17 protein-coding genes are annotated in these 24,437 nt (G+C 59.1%); 14 read left to right on the top strand and 3 right to left on the bottom strand.

The annotated features are described in order from the left end of the window. Positions 1–12: 12 nt before the first annotated feature. A complete protein-coding gene (locus H7B67_RS12985; protein ID WP_185120243.1) occupies positions 13–5,211 on the bottom strand; it encodes a hypothetical protein in 5,199 nt (1,732 codons plus the stop codon). Positions 5,212–5,563: 352 nt separating this feature from the next. Between H7B67_RS12985 and H7B67_RS12980 the strand changes: the two genes are divergently transcribed. The 9 genes from H7B67_RS12980 to H7B67_RS12940 all read left to right on the top strand — a co-directional run bounded on the left by H7B67_RS12980 (position 5,564) and on the right by H7B67_RS12940 (position 14,928). Beyond that, a complete protein-coding gene (locus H7B67_RS12980) occupies positions 5,564–6,880 on the top strand; it encodes a hypothetical protein (RefSeq protein ID WP_185120242.1) in 1,317 nt (438 codons plus the stop codon). A 103-nt stretch (positions 6,881–6,983) separates the two neighbouring features. Next, positions 6,984–8,000, top strand: a complete 1,017-nt coding sequence (locus tag H7B67_RS12975; protein WP_185120241.1) for an NAD-dependent epimerase/dehydratase family protein — start codon at positions 6,984–6,986, stop codon at positions 7,998–8,000. 2 nt (positions 8,001–8,002) lie between these two features. Further along, positions 8,003–9,088 (top strand): dihydrodipicolinate synthase family protein, encoded by a 1,086-nt coding sequence (locus H7B67_RS12970; protein ID WP_185120240.1) that lies wholly within the window; start codon positions 8,003–8,005, stop codon positions 9,086–9,088. A 4-nt stretch (positions 9,089–9,092) separates the two neighbouring features. Further along, on the top strand, positions 9,093–9,776 hold the full coding sequence (sdaAB, locus tag H7B67_RS12965; RefSeq protein ID WP_185120239.1) for an L-serine ammonia-lyase, iron-sulfur-dependent subunit beta: 684 nt from the start codon (positions 9,093–9,095) through the stop codon (positions 9,774–9,776). Next, positions 9,773–10,660 (top strand): L-serine ammonia-lyase, iron-sulfur-dependent, subunit alpha, encoded by an 888-nt coding sequence (gene sdaAA, locus H7B67_RS12960; protein ID WP_185120238.1) that lies wholly within the window; start codon positions 9,773–9,775, stop codon positions 10,658–10,660. The genes sdaAB and sdaAA overlap by 4 nt, the downstream gene beginning before the upstream one ends. After that, positions 10,657–11,895 (top strand): M20 metallopeptidase family protein, encoded by a 1,239-nt coding sequence (locus H7B67_RS12955; RefSeq protein ID WP_185120237.1) that lies wholly within the window; start codon positions 10,657–10,659, stop codon positions 11,893–11,895. Before sdaAA ends, H7B67_RS12955 begins: the two co-directional genes overlap by 4 nt. Positions 11,896–12,189: 294 nt before the next feature. Then, positions 12,190–12,780, top strand: a complete 591-nt coding sequence (locus H7B67_RS12950) for a hypothetical protein (protein ID WP_185120236.1) — start codon at positions 12,190–12,192, stop codon at positions 12,778–12,780. Positions 12,781–13,114: 334 nt separating this feature from the next. Beyond that, complete coding sequence (locus H7B67_RS12945) at positions 13,115–13,642, top strand: TetR/AcrR family transcriptional regulator (RefSeq protein ID WP_221468754.1); 528 nt, start codon at positions 13,115–13,117, stop codon at positions 13,640–13,642. 80 nt (positions 13,643–13,722) lie between these two features. Beyond that, positions 13,723–14,928 (top strand): MFS transporter, encoded by a 1,206-nt coding sequence (locus tag H7B67_RS12940; RefSeq protein ID WP_185120235.1) that lies wholly within the window; start codon positions 13,723–13,725, stop codon positions 14,926–14,928. On the opposite strand, the gene H7B67_RS12935 is transcribed toward H7B67_RS12940, so the two are convergent. Beyond that, positions 14,925–16,712 (bottom strand): cache domain-containing sensor histidine kinase, encoded by a 1,788-nt coding sequence (locus H7B67_RS12935; RefSeq protein WP_185120234.1) that lies wholly within the window; start codon positions 16,710–16,712, stop codon positions 14,925–14,927. The two genes, H7B67_RS12940 and H7B67_RS12935, sit on opposite strands and share 4 nt — an antisense overlap. Continuing rightward, entirely contained in the window at positions 16,667–18,205 is a 1,539-nt protein-coding gene (locus H7B67_RS12930) for a response regulator transcription factor (RefSeq protein ID WP_245363869.1), read from the bottom strand. Before H7B67_RS12930 ends, H7B67_RS12935 begins: the two co-directional genes overlap by 46 nt. A gap of 235 nt (positions 18,206–18,440) precedes the next feature. On the opposite strand from H7B67_RS12930, the gene H7B67_RS12925 reads away from it, so the two are divergent. From H7B67_RS12925 to H7B67_RS12905, 5 genes are all read left to right on the top strand, one after another. Next, the gene (locus H7B67_RS12925) at positions 18,441–19,346 is read left to right on the top strand and encodes an ABC transporter permease (protein WP_185120232.1); all 906 of its coding nucleotides are present in this window, start codon (positions 18,441–18,443) and stop codon (positions 19,344–19,346) included. Positions 19,347–19,355: 9 nt separating this feature from the next. Continuing rightward, positions 19,356–20,240: a carbohydrate ABC transporter permease gene (locus H7B67_RS12920; RefSeq protein ID WP_185120231.1), complete on the top strand. Its 885-nt coding sequence runs from the start codon at positions 19,356–19,358 to the stop codon at positions 20,238–20,240. Between the two features lie 59 nt (positions 20,241–20,299). Further along, positions 20,300–21,865 carry an extracellular solute-binding protein gene (locus tag H7B67_RS12915; RefSeq protein ID WP_185120230.1) on the top strand — a complete coding sequence of 522 codons (1,566 nt, stop codon included), beginning with the start codon at positions 20,300–20,302 and terminating at the stop codon, positions 21,863–21,865. Between the two features lie 15 nt (positions 21,866–21,880). Further along, entirely contained in the window at positions 21,881–22,984 is a 1,104-nt protein-coding gene (locus H7B67_RS12910) for an alpha/beta hydrolase family protein (protein WP_185120229.1), read from the top strand. A 403-nt stretch (positions 22,985–23,387) separates the two neighbouring features. Then, the gene (locus H7B67_RS12905; protein WP_185120228.1) at positions 23,388–24,353 is read left to right on the top strand and encodes a GNAT family N-acetyltransferase; all 966 of its coding nucleotides are present in this window, start codon (positions 23,388–23,390) and stop codon (positions 24,351–24,353) included. The last annotated feature ends 84 nt before the right edge of the window (positions 24,354–24,437 follow it).

The raw sequence follows: 24,437 nt of genomic DNA, 5'->3' as shown, positions 1-24,437 counted from the left end.
GCCGTATTGGACTCACCCGGTTATGAAGCTTGTCGCCTGATTCAGCGCATGGCGGAACAGGTCTTCGATCAAGCGAGCCGGCTCGCGGACGTCGAAATCGATGTCCAGACGGAACTCTTGCCCGAAGACGGCGGCTTCGATGGAGACGGATAAGAGCTTGCCCTGCTTCGCCTCCTTTAAGGAGCCGGAGAGCTCCACCTTCCTCACGTCGAGCAAGTCGCCCGCATGTTCGGCGGCGAACTCGGCCAGCTTCAACGTCGTCGCCGCTCCATATTTAGCCGCTTCCAGCAGCACCTTGGCGTTCTCGAAAGCAAGCGCGGAAGTGCCCGTTTGGATCGCTTCCAACGCTTGCTTGGCAATTTCTACGGCCAGATGAGCCGCCGACTGACCGTAGTCAGCCAGAGCCGATTCGGCGGCGCTTAATGCGGTTTGTCCCGCCATATGCACAAGCTCCAAGGATTTAAGCGCCAAAGTCCATGCTTGATAGTCCGTTCCTAGCCGAACGGCGGCGAGAGCCCTCTTGGCGTTATCAAGAACCATATATTGACCGCCGAACTGGATCAAGGCCAGCGCCTGCTTCGAATTCCTCAAAGCCGTATATTGCACGCCGACGCGTACCGTTTCGAGAGCGCGCTTGGCGGCCCCTAATACGAGATAGCTTTGGCCGTACTTGACCAGGGTCAGAGCGCCTTCCGCCGCGTCCAACAGGCTTTGCGCCGTCAGCATCGCAACTTCCAGACTGACGATTTTGGCGGACAGAATCGGAGCCATATAGGGAACCTCGTACCATTCCAGATGGCTTAATTCGTAGGAGGCAGCGTCGATGTCCTGTTGGATCGAGCTGATCTGGCTGCGGACATTCCGCACGTCGCGAATGGCGGAGTCCATCGCCTCCTCGTATATTCTCTGGGCGTCATCGACAATCTGTTCGGCGCTGTACAAGACTTGGTCGTACTCCGCCTGCGCCTGCTCTACGGCCGCTTCGGCCTGCGCGATCGCCGCATCATATTCCGCCTGCGCCTGCGCAACCAGGCTTTCCGCTTCCAGCAGCGCGCCGTCAAAAGCGGCCTTGCAGGCTTCTACTTCTTTCTTTGCGTCATTTAAAGAGGAGTCGAATTTGCGCCGCTCCTCCTCTACTTTCAACGTCAGCTGCCGCAAATAGCGATTCGCTTCCTTCTCCGCTTCGTTTAGTCTGTCGCGAGCGGGGGTAAACAGCTCCAAGTAAGCTCTCTCTGCTTCATTCACCCGTTCCTTCGCCTCATCGATATCATGCTCCACGGCATGGATGGCGTCGTGTAGTTTCCGGGCAACCGTCGTTTGCAGATAAGCGGTCAAATCGTTTTGCCACAACGCGTAAAGGGAAAAATCCAGCGTCTCCGGCTTTGACATCTCTCCTTCGCTGTCGCCCCTCACCACGAATTTCATAACGTCGCCGAAGGCCAGTTCGAAGTGGAAGTGTGCGCCGCGATTGGAGATGTCGGCGAATACCTCCGCATTCATTCCGAAGATCGAGAGCGCTCCGTCGACGAACAGGCTCTGCTTCTTCTCGTCGATTACGAGATCGATCGTGGCGTCAGGACCTTGATGGCCGCGAATCTCCAGCGGGCCGAGTTCCAGGTGCTCCAGGCTGCCTTTGACGGCAACGCCCGTTTTGGAGGCTCGGGTATAGATGGACGCCCGTTTGCCGAACAGGACCATCTTGCCGGAGAAGCTGAAGCCCGGCTCAAAGGTGATTGTGCCGATCGAACCGCCCGCAGGGGCGATATAAAGAAGCAGGTCTTCAAACTCGAAGAAGTTCGGCGAGTCTTCGCCAAGCAAGCTTAGCCCGGTCAACTGCTCCGCGAATTGGACCAGATCCCGGGAGGTCAGTCTGGTCAAAGAACCCATCAAAATTTCGCGGGTCGGGTCTTCGGAGATGTTGACGGCCATCTGAGCTTCCACGCTGCCGACGGCAAGCCCGCCGGCGATGCCGAATTCCGACGGAGTGCCGGTGGCGGCAAACTGAGCGTAGATAATGCCGAGCTGCAGCGCGATTGCAGGGCCGATCTTCAGGCCTTCGATGCCGAACGGCTCCACCCACCAATTCTTCATCGTTGCCGAGCCGCGAGCCCCAAGGGCGTCGATCTCCAGGACGAGGTCAAAATGCAGCGGCCCGGCCTGATTGGCGACAGCGACATTTAGGCCAAGGGCCAACTGGAGTGCGGGCTTGGGCAGCAGGACGACGCGCGCATACAACGAATCCGTGTCGACGCCGCTTCCCAGCTCCAGCTTGATACCGGACATGTCGATCGTAATGTCGGTCTGGGAACCGAAATGGGCGCTCAACAGCAGCCCGGACTGCCGGGAGCGGCTTAACGAGGAGAGCGCCGGGATTTCCTTCAGCTTCCCGATGAGCTGAACGCCTTGGCGAACCGGGTAGGAGCAGTGCGTCGAGTGGAACAGGCCGTCGCTGGAGGAGTAGATGAAGACCGCCTTCTCGAAGGCCAGGCTGTCCGCAAAAGAGTCCTCGACCGCGGGGATAATCGTTGACAGCTTCAGATTGTCGGCCGCAATACTGGCGTAGACGAGAACGTTCGAGCCTTCCGGCCGTTTCTCGAAGCGCACCTCGCAATCGACTTCGATCCCTTCGATCACAACTGCTCCGTAGATCGCCAATTTCGTCGGTTTGCCCGAAGAAGCACGATACAGCTCCAGCGACAGCTTCGCTTCCTTGATCTCCAGCGGCCCGATCTGCAAGCGGTCGATCGAACCGTTGAAGGACACGCCGTCGGAAGAGATGACGGCTTCGATCCCGAAACGATGGCCCTCCACGGTCAGATCGCCTCGCAACGTCAGACCTTTGGACATAGGTCTTCCCGCGATCGTGCAATCGCGGGTTGCCAGGCCGACGAACACATTGTCAAAGGCCACTTCATGTTCGGGCGGCGCCAGTTCTTCTCCGGACAGCATGCAGTACAGCTCGGCAACGTCTTTGATCGTGAAGTGCTCCGCCGAGGCAGCGATCCCCGCGTACTCCTTCGAGATCTCCCCGAAGAAGCCGTACACCTGCGTCCCGCCGATCATGGTGGCCGCCACCTGCAGCCGGTTATCGGCACCGACGCTTCCCTGAATGGCAAGAGAATCGAGCGTAAAGCCGGGAATGCCAAATACGTCGACGATCCCTTCGACTTCCGCCGTCATAAACAGATTATTGCCTTGATAACCGAGAGAAGCGTTCAAAACGGCCGGTTTATCGCCGCCCAAGGCGGGGATCTCAACCGTTCCCGCGATGATCGCAGAGATGTGCCAGCCTTGGGTCAGGGTAAGGTTATTCGCGCTGGGTCCGACGCTGATCTGCAGCGAGCCGGAGGTGAGGGTCATCCCTCCCGGCAGCGGCAGGAACATGGAGGCCGCGCTGGTCAGCGTAAAGGATGTCGGCCGGATCAACCCGGCATCGGAGAAGCCGTCGAATCGGATCTCTCCGCTGATCAGAAGCCCGTTGTTCAAATTCAGCAGAGATTTGATCCACGCTAGCGGCCCGCTCTCCAATCGCAGTACGCCGCTGAAGGAAAGCGTTGAGTCCCCTTCTTCCCCGGCTAGGCCGAAATGAACGTTGACATCGTCAAGCATGAATAAATCCGTATGGTCGCAATGGAAATCCTGAAACAAACTTGCGAACGTAAAGCCGTCCTTCGCCAAATTCAACAAGGCAAAATGTTCGCCGCTGTCCAGCACCGCGCCCGTAACGGGGATATCGGATTGACCGAAGACGCTGGCTTCGGCCGTATATAGATGGCCGGGGATTTCTTCGAGGCTCTGGCTTATCCTGCGGCGCAGCCGCGGGTTGGAGGGTGCCATCTCGAACAACATGGAGTCCCCCAAGGAGTCCGTCTTCTGAGCGGAGACGTCCTCCAGCTTCAAATCCGCCCACAGGGAGTTGTCGGCAAAAGCAAACAGTTCGTCATCCGACGGAAGCGGCCTTTTTCCAGTAAGTTTGAATTTTGAGAGATTGGCTTTGCTCTGTTTTGTTCTTGGCTTCTTCCCTTCCGAAATGTTATCCAAGTGGTACATGGTCGCCATGTATTCGCATAGAGAAGGCGTAACCCGCAAAAAAGGATTAAACGTGATTTCTTCCGCTATCGTATTCGAGTCCTCTATATCCAATGTTCTGTAAGAGTATTTAATTTCTTTTGCCAGCCAAGATGCGTACTGACCCCCTTTTATCTCCGTACAGGTAACGGTTACGGTCACCATCACCGCGTAGCTCTTGGAAGCCAATTTCTTGATTTTGCTTTCCGTTTCCAGCATTTTGGTGTTGGCGGCCTTCGTGCCCAAAACAAGATTGTTAGGATGCTGCTGCGTGTCTAAATTCTCCGCGGGTCCGAATGAGAAGGCAATCAGGTGGAGCCAGTCGTAATCCAGGTCGGGCGGCAAGGCCAAGGCTTTGGCGACCTTCGAAGCAGGGTTGGAGTTCATCACGGTTGCTTGCTGCGGGTAACGCGCTTGTCCCGACCAAGCCTGAATATCCGATGCCGTAAGTACGGTGCTCAGCGTCCGCGTTTTTTTTGGCTGTACATATTGAATCCCCATATCCTTTTTTTCAAAAAAAGCTTCATGGACGCCGCTGACGGTACTTGTCGACGGAAACGGCATCTCTAGATTCGTTTTTGCCGGGACATAAACGGAGTAATTGGAAGCCACGCTGACACGCTTCCAGTTGCTGAGAGAGGGAGCTTCGCTTACGAGCTCGTAGGGATGATGAAGAAGTTCCGCCACGCCGGAACTTTTAAAAAACTTTTTGTAGCCGGTCAAATTCGACGGGGACACCTCGATGATTCGCATCATGCCGTCGATTTCGTTGTCGAAACGGCCGTACGGGTTGACGGAGTTCGAATCGTATTCTTTAGGCGTTAGAAGCAAGCCCTCTCTGAACAGCGCATACCAAGACCCGTATTTATTCTCGGTAATCTTGATTTCGTACTCTTCGGTGTACAAAACAAGCTCCGCTGGCGAAACGAGTTTCTCCAGATCGCTTGCTCTTACGTACCAATAGCGCCCATTGCCTTGGGTATCCTGTTTTATTGCATCCAGCGTAGCTGCCTGGTTATTGCCGATAGCCAGCTCAACGCTCGAAAAAGACACCCATTTGCGAACAAAGTGCGCATTTCCGCTCTGAAAGCGAATACGCTTCTCTTCCTTCTCTAAGACGATGATTGGTGAGAATTTCCTCACGCGAAGAGCCTCCTCTTGGTTGCTATGATTGTAATCAGACAAATTTCTTCATTTTCCGACATTTGGCATTTTATCCAACCTTGCTTAACAAACGCTGAAAATGCCCGATATAGGGCGGCCAGCCTCCATATTCTCATATGACCCAACCGACGCTCAGCAACCGCTTGCGGAAGCTGGAAGAGCTGGAGCAAGCTGTCCGCCTGAGCGAAGGGGAGAGGCGGTCTACAGGGGCTAAAGCAGCAACGGAGTTTTCGACCGGAGGTTCTTTGACCTTGAACCTCTTTCTCCTCTTCAAGTATGATAGGAACCGAATGCAAGAGCACGGAATCCTCGACGCCAAAGGAGCAACCCCATGCAAATCAAAGTCGGAATCATCGGAACGGAAGCGTTCATCGGCCTGGTTCTGCGGGTCATCAAGTCGTTCCCGACTTTTCTGCCGGTCGCGAGGGAGGCGGCGAACGAGAAGGAAGCCGTCCAGGCGGCGGAGCAATTAAGCCCGGAGGTCGAAGCGCTCGTGCTGTCGGGCGCGCTCTCGAACCGGGCCGTGAAACTTAGCGCGTCGCTGAGCGTGCCAACGTTCTACGTGCCGCTGAACGGGGCGGGCTTGTACAAGGCGCTGTTCTCTGCCTTCCGCGCGGGAAAGCTGGAGGGCGGCATCTCCGTCGATTCGCTTACCAAAGCGATGGTCATGAGAACGCTGACCGATCTCGGCTTGGAGCGGACGAAGGTGTTCGTGTACGACGGCCCGGCTTATGCCTCGCCCGAGCAGGTGGTCGCGTTTCACAGCCGGCTCGCCGAGTCCGGCCAGTGCCGGGTAGCGTTCACGGGCGTCGATCAAGCGGCGGAGCAACTCCATGACCTGTCGATCCCCTGCGAGATCATCGCCCCTTCCGACCAGGACGTTATCGTTATCCTGGAGCGGGCGCTGCTCTCGACGGAATCGCGGCGGGGCAAGGAATCGCAGATCGTCGTCGGGATGATCAACGTGGACGACTTCGGCAAGCTCGCGATGAGGCGGACGAGCGAGCACGAGGTCCAGAAGCTGAAGCTCGACATCCATCGCATGGTGCTGAATTACGTGGAGCTGCTCGACGGCTATCTGACCGCTCTCGGCGGCGACGAATACCTCTTTTTTACCACGCGCGGAATTTTCGAGAGAGAGACCGGCGGCTACAAAACGATCCCGCTGGCCAAAGACGCCTACACGACCTACGGTCTCTCGCTTAGCGTCGGGATCGGCTTCGGCACGTCGGCGAACGATGCCGGAACGAACGCGAGAAGCGCGCTGCGCAAGGCGAAGGAAGCGGGCGGCAACGCGTGCTTCATCATCCGCGAGGACGCGACGCTGATCGGGCCGCTCGAGATGGCGGATCCGGTGCAGGCTATCCTCTCCCCGACCGATGCCGAGCTGATCAAGAAGGCCGAGGAAGCCGGGATGACGAGCACGTACCTGAGCAAGCTGCTGCAGCATATGGCCCGGTTCAGCAAGTACGAGTACAAGGTGCACGAGCTGGCCGAGCTGCTGAACATTACCGTCCGTAGCGCCCATCGCCTGCTGCTCCAGTGGATCGACGGGGGACTGGTGGACATCGCCGGATACGAGAAAATGCCGAAGGGACGGCCGCGGCAAATTTACCGGTTTACTTTTCTCATGGGCAAATCTCTTTAAGCCCCTCTTCTTGTCGATTTAAAGACGAATTAATCTCCTGTCTTTATATTCTTCGGAGCCGTATGCTGAAGTCAGAGCTGCGAATTTGAAGGGAGCTGGACGAATGAGAACGATCGAGCAATTGGAAGCGAAGCTGGCGGAGCCTTCCGAGGCGCTGGTGCAGGACCTGGCGAAGATCTCCGGGGATATCGTGCTGCTGGGAGTCGGCGGCAAAATGGGGCCCAGCTTAGCCAAGCTGGCCATGAACGCGATTCGCGAAGGCGGGCTGAACAAACGGGTGATCGGCGTGTCGAGATTCTCGAACCGGGAAGCTCGACAGGAGCTGGAGGACGCGGGAGTCGAGGCGATCTCTTGCGAGCTGCTGGACGACGACGCGCTGCGCGCGCTGCCGAACGCCGAGAACGTCATCTATATGGCGGGCAACAAGTTCGGGACGAAAGGCCGGGAGCATTTTACCTGGGCGATGAATTCTTACCTGCCGGGACGCGTCGCGGAGAAGTTCAAGGAGTCGCGCATCGTCGTGTTCTCGTCCGGCAACATCTATCCGTTCCAGCCGGTCGCAAGCGGCGGGGCCAGCGAGCAGGTCGCGCCGGAGCCGGTCGGGGAGTACGCCCAATCGACTCTTGGCCGCGAACGGATTTTCGAATACCACTCGCACAAGAACGGCACGCCGATGGTCATGTACCGCTTGAACTACGCGATCGACATGCGGTACGGGGTCCTTCTGGAGCTGGCGAAAGCGGTCGAAGAAGGCCGAGAGATCGATCTGACGATGGGCTTCGCGAACGTCATCTGGCAAGGCGACGCCAACTCGATGGCGATCCGCTGCCTGACGCAATGCAGCAGCCCTCCCGCGGTCGTCAACATCACGGGTCCGGAGACGATGTCGATTCGCTGGGCGGCGAAGGAATTCGCGAAGCGTCTCGGCAAGGAAGCCCTGTTCGTCGGAACCGAGTCGGAGACGGCGCTGCTCAATAACGCTTCGAAGTCGCACCAGCTGTTCGGCTATCCGCGAGTGCCTCTTCTGCAGATGATCGACTGGACGGCGGAATGGGTTCGGCAAGGCGGCGCTACTTGGAACAAACCGACGCACTTCCAGGAGAGAAAGGGGAACTTCTAAGCATGGCTAACGGGCAACACGAGACGAAGAAGCTGTCCCCCGAGCTGCTCGCGGCGCTGCATGACGGGCTTGTGATTCCCGCCCACCCGCTCGCTCTGACCGAGGATCGCAAGCTGGATGAAGTCAGCCAACGAGCGCTGAGCCGCTATTACATCGCGTCCGGAGCCGGAGGCATCGCGGTCGGGGTGCATTCCACGCAGTTCGAGATCCGCGATCCCGAGCACGATCTGTTCGAGACGGTGCTGGCGATGGCGGCGGAGGAAGTGAAGAGGGCGAATATCGCGCGCCCGTTCATTCAAGTCGCCGGCATTTGCGGACCGACGGAGCAGGCGCTTCAAGAGGTAGAAGCGGCGCTTAAGCACGGCTACGACGCGGCGCTTCTCAGCATGGGCGGACTGAAGGATTGGAGCGAGAGCGATCTGTTGGAACGGACTCGCCGGGTAGCGGCCCGCATGCCGGTCATCGGCTTCTACCTGCAGCCTTCCGTCGGCGGAAGGATTTTTACCTATGAGTTCTGGAGGCAATTCGCCGAGATTCCGAACGTCGTCGCGATCAAGATGGCGCCGTTCAACCGTTATCAGACGCTGGACGTGGCGAGGGCGGTCATCTCCTCGTCCCGCAGAGACGAGATCGCGCTGTACACGGGCAACGACGATAACATCGTGGTCGATCTGCTGACGACGTTTCGGTTCGAAGCGGACGGGGTATTGGTGGAAAAGAAAATCGTCGGCGGCCTGCTCGGCCATTGGGCGGTATGGACGCGCAAGGCGGTCGAGCTGCTGGAGGAGATCAAGCGGGTTCGCGACGACGAGACGATCGCGAAGGAATGGCTGACGCGCGCGGTTCAAGTGACCGACACGAACGCGGCCTTCTTCGACCCGGCGCACGGCTTCGCGGGCTGCATTCCGGGCATTCACGAGGTGCTCGTCCGCCAAGGCCTCATGAAGGGAACCTGGTGCCTGAACCCGCACGAGCGGCTTTCTCCGGGGCAGAGCGAGGAGATCGACCGGATGTACGCGATGTACCCGCACCTGAACGACGACGAGTTCGTCGCCGCCGGGCTCGCGGAATGGCGGTCTTCGAACTAGGCCGATGAGGTTCAAGGACGTGTTCTCCATTATCGGCCCGAGCATGATCGGGCCTTCCAGCTCCCATACGGCGGGAGCCGTCCGGATCGGCCGCGCGGCGCGGCAAGCGTTGGGCGAGCAGCCGCTCGAAGCGGAGATCTCCCTGTACGGCTCGTTCGCGGAGACGTACCGGGGGCACGGCACCGACGTGGCGCTCGTCTCGGGACTGCTGGATTACGGGACGGATGACGAGCGGATCCCAGACGCTCTAAGTCATGCGGCTTCAGCCGGCATGCAGGTGAAATTCCGCGCCGAGAAGAAGCCCGAGGTTCACCCGAATACGGTGTCCCTGTCGCTCGGCGGCTCCGCCGACCGAATTCGGGTGAAGGGCTGCTCGATCGGCGGCGGCAACGTCGAGATCGTCGGCATCGATCGCTTCGACGCGAGGTTCGGGGCGAATCAGCCGACGCTTCTTGTCTTCCACGAAGACAGAGCGGGCATGATCGCGGAGATGTCCGGCATCCTGCTAAGCTCGCAAGTCAACATCAGCCACATGCAGGTCGATCGCGAATCGCGGAACGGCGCCGCGCTTACGGTCATCGAGTGCGATCAGCTTCCGGGAAGCGAGGAGCTGCGGAGGCTCGGCGAGATCGCTGGCGTCCGCAAGGTTAGGCTAATCGATCTCTCGGAGAAGGAAGGAACCGAATGAGATTTTCCAGCTTGGCTCAATTGAGGCAGCTTTGCGAGGAAGAAGGGGCGCCGATCGCCCGAATCATGATGGCCGAGCAAGCCCGGGAGAGCGGGCTATCGCCCGAAGAGATCGAATCGCGGATGGCGAGCTATTATAAGGTCATGAAAGAAGCCGTCCGCAAGGGCATATATGACAATCCGAGATCCCGCAGCGGGCTGACCGGCGGAGACGCGAAGCGCGTCCATGATTATAAGGCGGCCCGCGACCCGTCGCTCGGAGGCGAGGCGGCGACCGCCATGGCCTATGCGCTCGCCGTCTCCGAAGTCAACGCCGCGATGGGGCGCATCATCGCCACGCCGACGGCGGGCTCCTGCGGGATCATCCCCGGCGTGTTCGTCAGCTCCCAAGAGCGGTTCGGCTGGGACGACGGTGTCCTGGTGCGAGGCCTGTTCGCCGCCGGGGCGATCGGCTACGTGATCGCCAACAACTCCTTCGTCTCCGGAGCGGAAGGCGGCTGCCAGGCCGAGGTCGGCTCCGCGATCGGGATGGCGGCGGGAGCGCTCGTCGAGATGCGCGGAGGCACCCCCGAGCAGGCGATGCATGCCGTGGGACTGGCGCTGAAGAACTCGCTCGGCCTCATCTGCGACCCGGTCGCGGGGCTCGTCGAGATTCCGTGCATCGTGCGCAACGGCTTCGGCGCGGTGACGGCTCTCGCGGCGGCGGACATGGCGCTGGCCGGCGTCCGCAGCGCGATCCCGTCCGACGAGGTGATCGGCGTCATGCTCGAGGTCGGCAGCGCGATGCCGGAGAAGCATCGCGAGACGGCGAAGGGCGGGCTGGCCCAGACCCCGACCGGACGCAAAATCATGAAGGAGCTATACGGAAAGGGGGATCCGTCATGAGCGATCAAAGCCATTGGAACGACGTAAGCGACAGTAACAACTTGAGCCGACTGCTCGTGAGAGCCCACGAGAAAGCGGGCAAGTGGATCGAGTTCCGCCGGGAGCTGCACCGTCGTCCGGAGCTAAGCCTGCAGGAGAGCGAGACGGCGCGCGCCGTCTCGCGGCACCTGGAACGGCTCGGAATCGCTTATCGCGCCGAAGTCGGCGGACATGGAATCGTCGCCGAGATCTTCGGCGATCGGCCGGGGCCGACGATCGCGCTGCGCGCCGACATGGACGCGCTCCCCATTCAGGAAGAGGCGGACGTCGCCTTCGCGTCGGAGCGGCCCGGCCTCATGCATGCCTGCGGGCATGACGCGCATACGGCCATCCTGCTCGGCGCGGCGGAGCTGCTCGCTCAAACTCCTCGCGGCTTCGGAGGTTCGGTCCGGCTGCTGTTCCAGCCGGCCGAAGAGATCAATGCCGGAGCGCGGGCGATGATGGAAGCGGGAGCGCTGGAGGGAGTCGCCGAGATCTACGGGCTCCACAACCTTCCTACGCTCGCGGCCGGCCGGGTCGCGACGCGAAGCGGGGCGATGATGGGCTCCGTCGACCGGATCGAGATCGATCTCGAGGGCCGTGGAGCGCACGGAGCGATCCCGAACCAGGGAATCGACCCGATCGTTTGCGCGGCCGCGCTCATTCAGTCGCTTCAGAGTCTCGTCAGCCGCGAGGTGTCGCCCTTTTCCCCGGTCGTCGTCACGATCGGCTCCATCCACGCGGGCGAGGCGAACAACGTCATCCCGCAGACATGCCGGCTCAGCGGAACGATCCGAACGTTCGATCCGGGCGTGCAGAAGATATTGCCCTCCGCGCTCGCGCGCATCGTGCAAGGGATCGCCGCCGCCCATCGCTGCGCTGCGGAGCTCCGTTATATCCATCAGGTTCCCGTGTTGGTCAACCATGAGGAGAACGCAAGGTTCGTCGAAGCGGCGATCGACGGAATTATCGGCGCGGAGAACCGCGGCGTCGCCGATCCGACGCTGGCGGGAGAGGACTTCTCGCTTTATCTCGAGGAACGGCCGGGCTGCTTCTTCTGGCTCGGCTCCGGTCCGCAGGAGGATGCGGAGCATGCGTACGGCCTGCACCATCCGAAGTTCAAGCTTCACGAGGAATGCATCCCGATCGGCATGGCTTTGCTGGCCGGGATCGCGTTGAAGAGATTAAGCAAACAAAAAACAAGAACGAGCAATTGAAGTAGGCTCTGTTTATTTGCATAGCGGAAAACGCAACGAAGCAGCGCCGACGATCCTAACTAGGAAATCGGCGCTTTATTTTCTACCGAACTCGAGTTGGCATAAGTAAACATGAAAAAAGAATCGCTGTTACAATGTGATATCTCATTCTGTGGGTAACAGAGGCGACTACAGCAGCATCGAGAGAGCGGGTTTCGCGCTTGCGAGTCATAATGCCATTAATATTTCTTTGCATCAACTAGCCCTCCCTCCTAAAATAAGGAATGGATAAAAAAATTGAGAGGGAATGATCCAGTGGATAATTTCGAATACAGCGAGAAGGAGCTACAAAAGTTTACCATTCGCTATTCATCTTCTAGTCTGACTGCGGAACAAGTCGGAATTGTAATTACCCAGACTGCAGTTATGTATAGAATAATTCAGGATTATTTAGACTCTCCTTATGATTTACAGTTGGTACGAGTAAGTCGTGGTTCCTACATATTTGAATTCCTAGGAGACCCCGTTGTTTTAGAGTATGTACATAATATTTCTCGTTTTATTTATACGCAGGCCAAAGATCTTTGGGATTATGTCGGGGATGCCGTTACTTGGGATCTAATAAAACTCGCTCCTTCAGTAGCAATTCGTAAGCTATCTGATCTAAAAGCAAAGGAAGCGGATGAATTTACGAAAGCAGTTAGGGAGCATCAAAGGGTTGCCGTTGAAACGGATAGTGTAGTTGAATATGATTTCAAGAATAAAAAAATTATCCAATACAATGGAGAGATGGCCAAGAAGTATGTTGGATTTGCAAATGAAGAAATTAGTGAACGAGCAAATTACTTAAGTGAAAAGTACGGGGACATCTTACCCCCTAGAAACACAAAGCATAAACGGAAATAATACTCTTCGTTCATAGGTTACATAAGATAATTTTTTCGCGTAAATCAGCCACCCGTAAAGCCCTAGCGATGCGGCATGCCGTTTCCATGGGGCTTTTTTTTCTGCGCAAAAACGACCTACGGCGCGTTGTAGGGCGGACCTTTGAAATAGTGACTAAATAAGGAACGGAATCGATTTAAAGCGGGGGCGCCTGCTGACGGGGTGCTTTTAGCTAAAGTATTCTTAAAAATACTGGACTACTCGTTCCCGAAAAGCTATACTAGGTTTACGAAAGGGGGAACCCGCCATCGGACGCAACAAGGAATTCGACAGGGAGCAGGTGCTCCACAAGGCGATGCTGGTGTTCTGGGAGAAGGGCTTCGAAGCGGCCAGCATTCCCGATTTGCTGCAAGCCATGGGCCTCAGCCGATCCAGCTTGTACGAGACCTTCGCGGATAAGGAATCGCTCTACTTGGAAGCGATCGAGCTGTATAAGAGAAGAGGCTTAATCAAGAGAAGCTTCGTGAAGAACGCGGCGTCCGCGAAGGACGGCATCCGCCAATACTTCGATCGGCATATCGCCGACGCTTTGGATGAAGCTCTGCCTAATAGCTGCCTGATCACGAACGCGACCGTCGGCATGGATTCGCCGGACGAGCGGGTGCGGGCCGCGATCAAAGACAGCTTCGACGGGTTGGAAGAGTGCTTCGCCGATGCCATTAAGAGAGGGCAGCAGACGGGAGAGATCTCCCCGGACAAAGACGTCAAGACGATGGCGATCCTGCTGCTTAACCTGAATCACGGAATCAACGTCGTCTCCAAGATGAAGCCGGACCGGCAAATTTACGACGAAATGATCGAGGCCGTGCTTGCCATGCTATAGCCGGGGCGGCCTATTTTTTTGAAATTATCGGAACGATCATTCCAGTAAACGGCTTGACCGTAAAGCAAAGGAGCTTAAACATGAGCGCAATCGAAAATCATCAAGCCGCCGAGAAAACCTTCTCGCCGGGAATCATCTTCATCCTTGCCGCCGCCTGCGGCCTGATCGCCGCCAATCTTTATTACGCCCAGCCTTTGATAGGACCGATCAGCGAGGATCTCGGGCTGTCCTCCGGAGCGGCGGGCCTCATCGTCACGCTGTCGCAGATCGGCTACGGCCTGGGGCTGTTGTTCCTCGTTCCTCTGGGGGATATCTTGGAGAACCGCAAGCTGGTCGTTACCCTGCTGGTTCTCGCGGCTATCGTTCTGGCGATCGGCGGTGTCGTTCACCAGTCCGCCTTGTTCCTTGGCGTTTCCATGCTGATCGGGGTGAGCTCCGTCGCCGCCCAGGTTCTTGTCCCTTACGCGGCGCATCTGTCGCCGGAAGCGACGCGCGGCCGCAACGTCGGCAACGTCATGAGCGGACTGCTTCTCGGGATCATGCTGGCTCGTCCCGTATCGAGCATGGTCGCGGAATACATGGGCTGGAGAGCCGTTTACTACTTGTCCGCGGCGGCGATTCTCGTCTTGGCGCTGGTGCTGGCCCGGGCGCTTCCGTCCCGGAAGCCGACGGCCGCCGTCCGTTATTCGGCGCTGATCGGTTCGATGATGCAGCTTCTGAAGACAACGCCGATCCTGCGGCGCAGAGCCCTCTACCACGCTTCCGTATTCGGAACGTTCAGCTTGTTCTGGACGACGGTTCCCCTTTACTTGACCGGTCCGACGTTCCGTTTCTCCCAGCAGGAAGTCGCTCTGTTCGCTTTGGTCGGGGTATCCGGCGCATTAGCCGCGCCCGTTGCCGGCCGCCTCGCGGACCGGGGCTGGATTCGTCCCGCGACCGGTATCGCGCTTGCTCTCGTTCTTCTCTCGATCGCCGCCCCTCTGCTCGATCAAGGAGGCTCGACGTTCGCGCTTATTCTTCTCGTCGTCGCGGCCGTCGTGCTCGACATGGGAGTATCGGCGAACCTGGTTCTTAGCCAGAGAGCGATTTTCTCTCTGGGAGACGAGGTGCGCAGCCGTCTGAACGGCTTGTTCATGGCGATTTTCTTCGCCGGGGGCGCCCTTGGTTCCGCGCTCGGCGGATGGGCGTACGCGGCGGGCGGCTGGAAGGCGGCTTTGGCGATCGGCATCGCTTTGCCGGCGTTGGCTTTGGTTTATTACGCGACGGAGAGGAAGCGCCAAGCTTAAGCCGCCTCCACGATCGGCAATCGCAGCCGGACGGAGGTGCCGCCTTCTCCTTCGGAATGAACGGATAGGCCGAACTCCTCCCCGAAGGTCAGTTGAATCCGGTCGTTCACGTTGATCAGGCCGAAGCCCCCGCCTTCGGGATCCTCCGAGGAGGGCCGATCCAGAAGCCCCGCGAGTTTGGACGGAGGAATTCCTTTCCCGTCGTCCGCGATCTGCAGGACAAGGGTGTGGGCATCCTCTCTCTCCGCGGTTATCGCGATGGAGCCGCGCTTGCGCTCGGTCTCCATGATGCCGTGGAGCACCGAGTTCTCGACGATAGGCTGCAGGATCGTGCGGAGCACGAGGCAGTCCTCGAGCTCGGGAGGCACCTCGAAGGTCAACCCGATCGCCTCGTCGTATCGCATGTTCATAATGCCGACGTACGCGCGGATATGCTGAAGCTCGGCCCGAAGGGGCACGAGCTCTTTGCCTTTGGAGAGGCCCAGCTTGTAGAATCGGGTCAGCGACAAGACCATGCGCGAGATGTCCGGAACCTGATGCTCGATGGCCAGGCAATTGATCGTGTCGAGCGAGTTGTACAGCAGGTGAGGGTTGATCTGCGCCTGAAGCGTTCTCAGCTCGGCGTTCTTAAGCTCCTTGCCCATGCGGAACTTCTCCTGCACGAGTCCGTCCATTCGCCGGACCATAAAATTGAAGCTCTCCGTCAGCTCCCCGATCTCGTCCTTGCCGCTTACGGACATGACGGCCGGAAGTTCGCCGTTCTGAACGAGGCGCATGCGGGAAGACAATCGCTTGATTCGGACCGTGCTCAGCTTCGAATAGAAATAGGCCACGACATAGGAGATCGCCGTAATGACGAGCATCATGGCGATCATCCGGTTGCGCAGGTCCGTCAGCGGGCGAAGCGCTTCTTGAAGCGAGACGCGGGAGACGAGCGACCAAGCGGTTCCGGGAATGGCGGCGGTGCGGGTCAGCAACTCCCGGTCGGACCGCTCGTTCGCCGCCTCCAAGTCCTCGATACCCGAGAGGGATGCGGCGACGGACTCGCCCGATCCTTCGTCGCGAAGAAAAGCATAGCTGGAGGCGGTAAGCTGCGCTTCCTTCACGATTCGCTCTAGATCGGAGAGCGGGATATCGACCCGGGCCACGCCGACCGGGTCGGTGAAGTCCAGGAGGTTCCAGATCGTGCGCGCGACGGAGACGACCGGAACGGAGCCGGCTTCCCGGCGGGGGACGAACCAATACGCGGATTGGCCGGAAGCCGCCATTCGGCCATGCCAGGCTTCGTTATCCAGCTCGGACAAAGGGGAGAGACGCGCCCCGTCGTTCGAGTAGACGAATCTGTCGTCGATATACAGACGTACCCGGTAAACTCCTTGGGACTTCTCGATATTTTGCAGGAAAGGCGTTATCTTGTTATAGTCCGTCATTTGCGTAGGAATCTCGTAGCGGTCCGCGTCGGTCGCGAGAATGGCGTTGATCTGGCCATCCAGGGAGACGGTGTTGAGAGCGCCGATCGCCTTGTCCGTCAAGGTGTTCAGCTGACGTACCGCTTCGTCGAATACCTGCTCGGCCGACTGCATCGTCTGGCGGCGAACGATCTCCGCGCTTCGTTGGTAGGAGAACCAGGTTAGAATCGCCATCGGAACGAGAATAAGGACAACGTAAGAGAAAAACACCTTGCGCTGCAGGCTAAGGCGGCTGATGGCGCGATAAACCGGGCGGAACGGCGACCCTCTCACGGGTTGATCGCCCTTCGGAAGTCCGACGGCGTCAATCCGCATTCCTTCTTGAACAGCCGGGCGAAGTATTTGCCGTCGGTGTAGCCGACCATTCCGGACACTCGGTGCAGCTTGATGGACGGGTCCGCGATAAGCGCCTTCGCCTTCGCAATCCGGATGGAGGTCAGGTACTGATTGATCGTGACGCCGGTCTCCTGTTTAAAAATAAGGCAAACATAGGAGGGGGTCAGGTAGAGGTGATCCGCCAGCGCGCTGATCGACAGGTTCGGATCGCACGCCCGCTGCTCGATGAACCTCTTCGCTTTGCCGACGACCGTTCCTCCTTCGGGCTTATGGCCGCTCTGGCTTGCGAATAAGCCGAATACATACCGGAGAGCGAAGGAGGACGTCTCCGCCAGCGTCGGCAACGCCTGAAGGCGGTCCCACAGCGAGCTTGCCTCATCCTCCCCGTTCGGATGGCCGAGCTTCTCGGCCGCGGCGAGCAGCAGGGAATGGTACAGGCGGCGCAACTTGGAGGAGGAGACGCCCGAAGCGGAACGCATGCGCGCTTCCAGCTCCTTCAGATAGAGGGCGGCACCCTCCGGATCGCTCTCCCGGAGCTTCGAGGCGAAGTCTTCGAGCGGCAAGGCGTCGATCGCGAAAGGAGCCGGAGGAGCTTCGTCCCCGAAGACGGCCCGGCCGCCGAAGCCGATTCGATACAGCCGATCCGCCGCCTGCATCGCTCCGCCGTGCGACCGGTACAGGTTCTCGGGCGATTCCTCGACTGAACCGGCAGCCAGGAACATTGCCGGCCGAGCGGCTTCCGAAGGGGCGTTCCAAGCCTCTAGCGCCGACTTCAGCACATTGGAAGCGGTTGCGGAATCGGGTATGGCCAGATGAATGACAGATTGATAGGGAGAGCGGGAAGCAAGAAGGGCGGGGAAGCCGGCTCCGAACAAGACGGACTCGAGCTCCCGCTCGAGAGCGGCATGGGAAAGCGTGGGAGAACCCTCGGCGGATCGGCCGTCCCAAGCGGCCGAGATCGTCAGGAAGCGGCCGCAGCGCAGCAAGTCCGGCGCACACTCTTCAAGCGCGGCGCGAAGGGGCGCGAAGTCCGAACACGGCTCGCATAGCCGGGCGGCGAGCTCCCGGCGCACCGCCTCGGTCTCCTTGCGGCGGCGCCGCTCCTCTTCCGCGCATGCAACTGCTGCCGAAGCGATCACGCGCTTCACCTCGTCCAGGTCGATCGGCTTCTCCACGTAATCGACGACGTTCAGCTTGATGGCCGACTTCAAATAATCGACCTCCGAGTAAGCGCTTAAAATTATGACCTTGCTTCTCGGCAGACAAGTTCTCAGTTCGCGGGCGAAAGACAGACCGTCCAAGCGAGGCATGCGGATGTCGGTCATCACGATGTCCGGTGACTGCCGCTTCGCAAGCTCCAGCGCGCGGATTCCGTCGTCCGCCTGCTCGACCTCCCCGATTCCGAGCTCCCGCCACGGAATATGGTTCACCAGCGTATGGCGCGTCGTGCGCTCGTCGTCCACGATCAGCATCTTCAGCACTCTTCTCTCCCCCTTATAACCTGTAGTATAACGCATCCGCGAAAGTTGGCAACGTCCGTCCGTTTCTTCCGGTCAAGTCTATAATTTTGTCTATCCGATTCGTATTTTCTCCCCCTATCTCGGAATTGTAAGCGTTTTATATAATAGGGGCAACCTAGGCCGAACCACCACATTCCCGTAAGCAAAGGATGATGCCAGACATGCGCGATAAGAGCGGAGGGAGCTCATGATCAAGGAGTTCCGCAAGCACAGAATGCTGTTCCTGATGATGGTTCCGTCCGTCGTTTACTTCTTCCTGCTCTGCTATTTGCCAATGGCGGGCACCGTGCTGGCGTTCAAAAGCTATCGCTTCGACAAAGGAATCTTCGGAAGTCCTTGGGCGGGACTCGACAACTTCGAGTTCTTCTTCCGCTCGGGCAAGGCGCTCCTGGTCACGTCGAATACGGTGCTGTACAACGCCGCGTTTATTGTCAGCGGGCTCGTTCTCCAGCTGGCCGTCGCGATCGTCATCGCGGAGATGGGGGGAAAGTTCGTAAGGAAAGCGGTGCAATCGACGCTGCTGTTCCCGTTCTTCCTCTCCTGGGTCGTCGTCGGCGCGATCGTCTACAACTTGTTCAACTACGACTACGGATACCTGAACGTGCTGCTGAAGGCGATGGGGCTGCCGCCCCAGGACTTCTATTCGTCTCCGGGCTGGTGGAAGTACATCCTCCTCTTCTTCAACAACTGGAAGTACGTCGGGTACAATTCGCTCGTCTACCTCGCGGCGATCATCGGCATCGACCGCAGCCTGTACGAAGCCGCCGCCATCGACGGGGCGAACGTGTTCCAGCGCATTCGCCGGATCACTCTTCCGCTGATCGTCCCGACGACCGTCATCATGGTGCTGCTCTCGGTCGGCAATATTTTCCGCGGCAACTTCGATCTGTTCTACCAGCTTGTCGGCACGAACGGCTTGCTGTACGACGCGACGGACGTCATCGACACCTTCGTCTTCCGTTCGCTGCTCGGCTCCCAGGACATCGGCATGTCGGCCGCCACCGGCTTGTACCAATCGGTCGTCTGCTTCGTCATCATCCTGGTCACGAACGCCGTCGTACGCAAGGTTCAGCCCGATTATTCGCTTTTCTAGGAGGCCCTTATGATATCCAACACCAAGGACCGACTGCTGCTTAACGCTCTCGGCTATACGTTCGTCGGCCTGTTGTGCGTCCTGTGCCTCGTTCCGCTGCTGCTGGTCGTCAGCGGTTCCCTCTCCTCGGAGGAGCAGCTCGTGAGGAACGGCTTTCGGCTTCTTCCGCAGAAGCTGAGTCTCGACGGCTATCGGATGGTCTTCAAGGCGCCGGGCGACATCCTGCGCGCTTTCGGCGTGTCCCTGCTGGTGCTCGTCGCCGGAACCTCTCTGGGCGCCTTCCTGACGGCGTTGACTTCGTACGTCATCAGCCGCAAGGACTTCAAGTACCGCAATTATTTCTCGTTCTACATCTACTTCACTTCCGTCTTCAGCGGGGGCCTGGTCCCTTGGTATCTGTTGATGGTCAACTATTATCATATGAAGGACAACGTGCTGGCGCTGATCGTGCCGCTTCTGATGAACGTGTTCTATATCCTCGTGATGAAAAGCTTCTTCGCGTCCATTCCGGAGGCCATTATCGAGTCCGGCAAAATCGACGGGGCGGGCGAGTTGCGGATCTTCCTGACGCTTATGCTGCCGATCGCCAAACCGGGGCTGGCGACGATCGCCTTGTTCATCGGACTTGGCTATTGGAACGATTGGTCGAACGCGATGCTGTTCATCCGCGATCCGAACCTCGTCCCTCTGCAATACTACTTGTACAATCTGATGAACAAGACGGAGATGCTGAACAACCTGGCGGGCAAAACCGGCATGCCGATTCCCGACATTCCCAAGGAGACGTTCAAGCTCGCGATGACCGTGATCGTCATCGCTCCCGTGTTCTTCGTCTATCCGTTCCTGCAACGTTTTATCGTCAGCGGGGTGACCGTCGGGTCCGTCAAAGGCTGATCGGCCTTGCATCCGCGGCTTTTTCCAATCATGCTCATATCATAAGGGAGGATCATCGAATGGCTGCCAAAAAAACAGGATTGACGCTGCTGCTGCTTGTTTGGCTTGCGGCTCTGCTCGCCGGGTGCGCCGGCTCCAAGGGCACCACCGAGGGGGAAGCGCCGCAGGCTGCTCCTACCGGGTCGAAGGCGGAAGCGGCCGCTTCGGGGGAGGCGGCGAAGCCGGATACGTCCAAGCCGGTAACGCTCAAAATGGTGCTGATCAGCGACGGGGCGCCGGACGCCAAGCTCGTGTATGACGAAATCAACAAGAAGCTCCAGCAGGACATCAACGCGACCGTCGACGTCGAATTCATTCCGTTCGCCGACTGGCAGAAGACCTATTCGCTTAAGTTCGCGGCGGGAGAGGACTTCGACCTGATCGTTACGGCGACATGGGGGCAATTCGCGGATTACGCGAGAAAGGGCGCCTTCATGGAGCTAACCCCGGAGATGATGAAGACGTATGCTCCTCTTACCTTGGAGAGCTCCGGGCAGGAGGTGCTGGATGCCGGAACGGTGGACGGCAAGCTGTACGCGCTGCCGATGAATTACAGAGAGATCTCCGTGTACGGCTATGTCGTCAGAGGCGACCTGATGGACAAATACGGCATCTCCTCGATAGACTCCCTCGACGACTTCGAAGGGTACCTGAAGGCCGTGTCCGAGAATGACAAGGATCTCGTCCCATGGGAAGCGACCTCCTACGACAACTGGATCATTCCGCACATGCAGCTTCAGGACCTGCGAGAACGCTACGAGATGGGCACGGTCGGCGTCAGCGTGGACCTCGCGACGAACCAGATCGTAGACGCGACGCAGTCCGACCCGGCCGCCCTCGAGCTGTATAAGAGAATGCAGAGCTGGAACCAGAAGGGCTACATCTCGAAGAACTCGCTCGTCAACAAGGTGTCGTCCAAGGACTCGTTCGTCAACGGCAAGAGCTCCGCTTTCCTGACGAACCTGCTGGATGCCAACGCGGCCTATCAGACGGTTAAGACCGCGCATCCGGAGTGGGATGTCCGCTTCTACCCGATTAACACGTCGAACAAGGTCGTCGCGAACTCGTACATGGCCAACGGCATGGCGATCAACGCGAAGTCGAAGAACGCGGAGCGCGCGCTCATGCTGCTCGACCTGTTCAAGAACGACGCTTGGTACAACCAGACGACGACGTACGGCATCCAGGGCAAGCATTGGGACGTCTCGGCGGACAACAAGCTGATCCTTCTCGCCGACAGCCCGAACTATCCGCCGGACGGCACGTGCCCGTGGGGCTGGCGCGACGAGCGCTACTACCTTACCTCGCAGGACGGCCTGCCGAACTTCGACGACGTGATGAAGTCGCAGCGCGACCGCGTGTATGGCACTCCGCTCAACGACTTCCAGCCGGACCTGGAGAAGATCAAGACGCAGCAGGCGGCGCTGTCGGATGTCGCCTCCCAATACCAGTCGCCGCTGACGCTAGGATTCGTCAAGGATGTCGACAAGGCGTACGAGGAGCTGCTCGTCAAGCGCAAGCAGGCGGGCTTCGATACGCTGCTCCAGGAGCTTCAGGCCCAGATCGACAAGTATGTCGCGGGTTAAGGAGCGGAGACGGAAATGTGGCATCCGGACGACTTCTTAGCCAGGTTATATGAGGAGACGAGAGAGAGAAGGGAACTGGAGGCGATGGGCGAGAGCGCGCAGGCGCGTCAGGCGCGGATAAGGCGGCGGCTGGCGGGGGCGCTCGCGCTCGACGCGGGAACGGGAACGGAGAGCGTTCCGTCCTTCGGTCCGTTCGTCGGCGCGCCGGCCGGATCTCTGGCCGATTCCCCGCCGCCTCCCATGAACCCGCGTCTTCTGGAGAGAACCGAATGCGCCGGCTACGTCCGGGAGCGGATCGAGCTAACGACGGCGGAAGGGTTGCGGATGCCGGTCTACGTGCTTGTCCCGACCGGTCGGACCGGCCCGCATCCGATCGCGATCGCCTGCCACGGGCACGGCTCCGGCAGCCGCGAAGCGATCGGTCTCGCGCCGGACGGCTCGGAGCTCGGCGAGAACGCGGGCCGGCACGGAAGGTTCGCGTCGGAGCTCGCGCTCCGCGGCTTCGCTGTCGCCGTGCCGGAGCTGCTCGGCTTCGGCGACCGCCGGCTCCTCGAGGACGCCGAAGCAGGTCCCGAGACGTACAGCTGCTATCGGCTCGCGGTCCATCTCCTGATGCACGGCCGGACGCTCGCCGGCGTGCGGATCGCCGAGACGCTGCGCGCCGTCGACTACATGGCCGCCAGGCCGGACTGCGACGCCGCCAGGATCGGCGCCATGGGTTACTCCGGCGGCGGACTGGTTGCCGGCTTCGCGGCTGCGCTCGACGGACGCATCGGCGCGACCGCGTTGTGCGGCTACGCGAACCTGTTCCGCGACAGCGTGCTGGCGTCGGCCCACTGCCTGGATAATTACGTCCCGGGCCTGCTGGAAGCGGGCGAACTGCCCGACCTGCTCGGCCTGATCGCGCCGAGGCCGCTGTTGCTCTCATCGGGAACAACAGATCCGCTGTTCCCGATCGAGTCGGTCCGCGCGGCTCATTCACGGCTTCGGGATCTGTATACGGAGGCGTTAGGCGGGATGGCGACGTTGCCGGAGCTGGAAGTCTTCGAAGGCGGACACGAGGTCAACGGGGCCCGGGCTTACGAATGGCTCCAAGCTTGGGCAGGCCTGAACGGGTAACCGGCACTCAAGCGGCAAAGAAGTCGCCCGCATGTCAGGTTATTTTGTCGAATTGACTGCGGCACGCTCGAAGCGGCATAAGGCGCGATGAGCAACCCGAGCGAGTCAGGCAGCACCGTACCCAACCGCAATCTCCCATCGCCCGATGGGGGATTTTCCTAGTTCGCGACCTTTTATACGCTGCGTCATTTTACCAATCAACGTGCCATAACGATGGAGTTATGTCTATTCTCCGCACATGTCCGCCAATCCGTTACTACTTTGCTCCCGTCAGCTAGGCATATATTAAGATTCGAAGTCTGACCTTATGATCGGATAAGGATCGTAAGATCGGCTTATTGGCTCCGCCCCCGACCTCCGGTAAGTTGGCTTTAGAGAAGAGAGGACAAGCAGGAGGAGCGACATGATCGACTACGAAACGTTATCGGATGACCACTTGAGAGAGATAGTAGCGCTATGGAACAAGGAGCTTGAAGCGTCGTTTCCGCTGCGATCGCGTCTGGCTCAGCAGAATATCGCGAAGGACGGACGGCTTCTGCGATCCGGCTGCTGGATTGCGCGAGACACGGGCAAAGGCGAAACGATCGGTTTCGTCATTGTCAAAAAAACGGCGGAAGACGACGAACGCTTCGGGCTCGGACGGGACATCGGGTGGATTCATGCCTTGCTGGTAAAGTCCGAATGGCGCGGGCGGGGCGTGGGGGGAGATTTGCTTCGCCGAGCGGAGGAGGCACTGGCCGCGGCGGGCGTTCGGCGAATCCAACTGGGCAACGACCTTCATCGCCGCTTGTTTCCCGGCATCCCTGACGAGCTCGCAGGAACGAAGGGATGGTTCGAGCGCCGCGGCTACCTCTACCGGGAGGACGCGTACGACATGATCAAGGCATACGCAGGCGGGGAACGGGTCGGGCTGCCCGATACGGGGGAGGCGATTGCAAGAATTGCGGCTCCGGGGGATCGCGAGGCGCTGACCGACTTCATGAGCCGTTGTTTCCCCGGTACGTGGGATCTGCAGCACCGGGATTATTGGGAACAGGGCGGCACCGGGCGGGAATACGTCGTGCTGGAGCGGGACGGCGCGATCGTCGGCTTCTGCCGGATTAACGACGCGAGTTCTCCTTTGCTTGCGCAGAACGTCTACTGGGCCCCGCTGTTCGACGAAGAACTGGGAGGCATCGGTCCGCTCGGCATCGACGAGGCGGAGCGCGGGCACCGCTACGGAATCTCCATCGTCCAAGCGGCGATCCACTTCCTTCGCGAACGCGGAGTCGGGCGGATCGTTATCGACACCACCCCTTTCGTCGACTTCTACGGGAAGCTGGGGTACGAGGTGTGGAAGAAGTATGCCAAGTACGAGAAGATGCTGTAAAGCCAACTTTAATGGCAACAGTTTGAGTGGCAAAGACCGCGAAACAATCATGTGTGGGCGAGATAGTCGAAAAAATCGACTAAC

The organism is Cohnella thailandensis (genome assembly GCF_014212135.1).
GTDB lineage: Bacteria > Bacillota > Bacilli > Paenibacillales > Paenibacillaceae > Cohnella > Cohnella thailandensis.
This window is presented reverse-complemented; position numbering and strand designations above follow the sequence as displayed.

Coding starts and splice junctions, on each gene's coding strand:
- H7B67_RS12920 (WP_185120231.1), top strand. CDS start 19,356: ATGATATCCAACACCAAGGACCGACTGCTGCTTAACGCTCTCGGCTAT.
- H7B67_RS12940 (WP_185120235.1), top strand. CDS start 13,723: ATGAGCGCAATCGAAAATCATCAAGCCGCCGAGAAAACCTTCTCGCCG.
- H7B67_RS12910 (WP_185120229.1), top strand. CDS start 21,881: ATGTGGCATCCGGACGACTTCTTAGCCAGGTTATATGAGGAGACGAGA.
- H7B67_RS12925 (WP_185120232.1), top strand. CDS start 18,441: ATGATCAAGGAGTTCCGCAAGCACAGAATGCTGTTCCTGATGATGGTT.
- H7B67_RS12905 (WP_185120228.1), top strand. CDS start 23,388: ATGATCGACTACGAAACGTTATCGGATGACCACTTGAGAGAGATAGTA.
- sdaAB (WP_185120239.1), top strand. CDS start 9,093: ATGAGGTTCAAGGACGTGTTCTCCATTATCGGCCCGAGCATGATCGGG.
- H7B67_RS12975 (WP_185120241.1), top strand. CDS start 6,984: ATGAGAACGATCGAGCAATTGGAAGCGAAGCTGGCGGAGCCTTCCGAG.
- H7B67_RS12915 (WP_185120230.1), top strand. CDS start 20,300: ATGGCTGCCAAAAAAACAGGATTGACGCTGCTGCTGCTTGTTTGGCTT.
- H7B67_RS12980 (WP_185120242.1), top strand. CDS start 5,564: ATGCAAATCAAAGTCGGAATCATCGGAACGGAAGCGTTCATCGGCCTG.
- H7B67_RS12970 (WP_185120240.1), top strand. CDS start 8,003: ATGGCTAACGGGCAACACGAGACGAAGAAGCTGTCCCCCGAGCTGCTC.
- H7B67_RS12930 (WP_245363869.1), bottom strand. CDS start 18,205: ATGCTGATCGTGGACGACGAGCGCACGACGCGCCATACGCTGGTGAAC.
- H7B67_RS12935 (WP_185120234.1), bottom strand. CDS start 16,712: ATGCGGATTGACGCCGTCGGACTTCCGAAGGGCGATCAACCCGTGAGA.
- H7B67_RS12955 (WP_185120237.1), top strand. CDS start 10,657: ATGAGCGATCAAAGCCATTGGAACGACGTAAGCGACAGTAACAACTTG.
- H7B67_RS12945 (WP_221468754.1), top strand. CDS start 13,115: ATGCTGGTGTTCTGGGAGAAGGGCTTCGAAGCGGCCAGCATTCCCGAT.
- sdaAA (WP_185120238.1), top strand. CDS start 9,773: ATGAGATTTTCCAGCTTGGCTCAATTGAGGCAGCTTTGCGAGGAAGAA.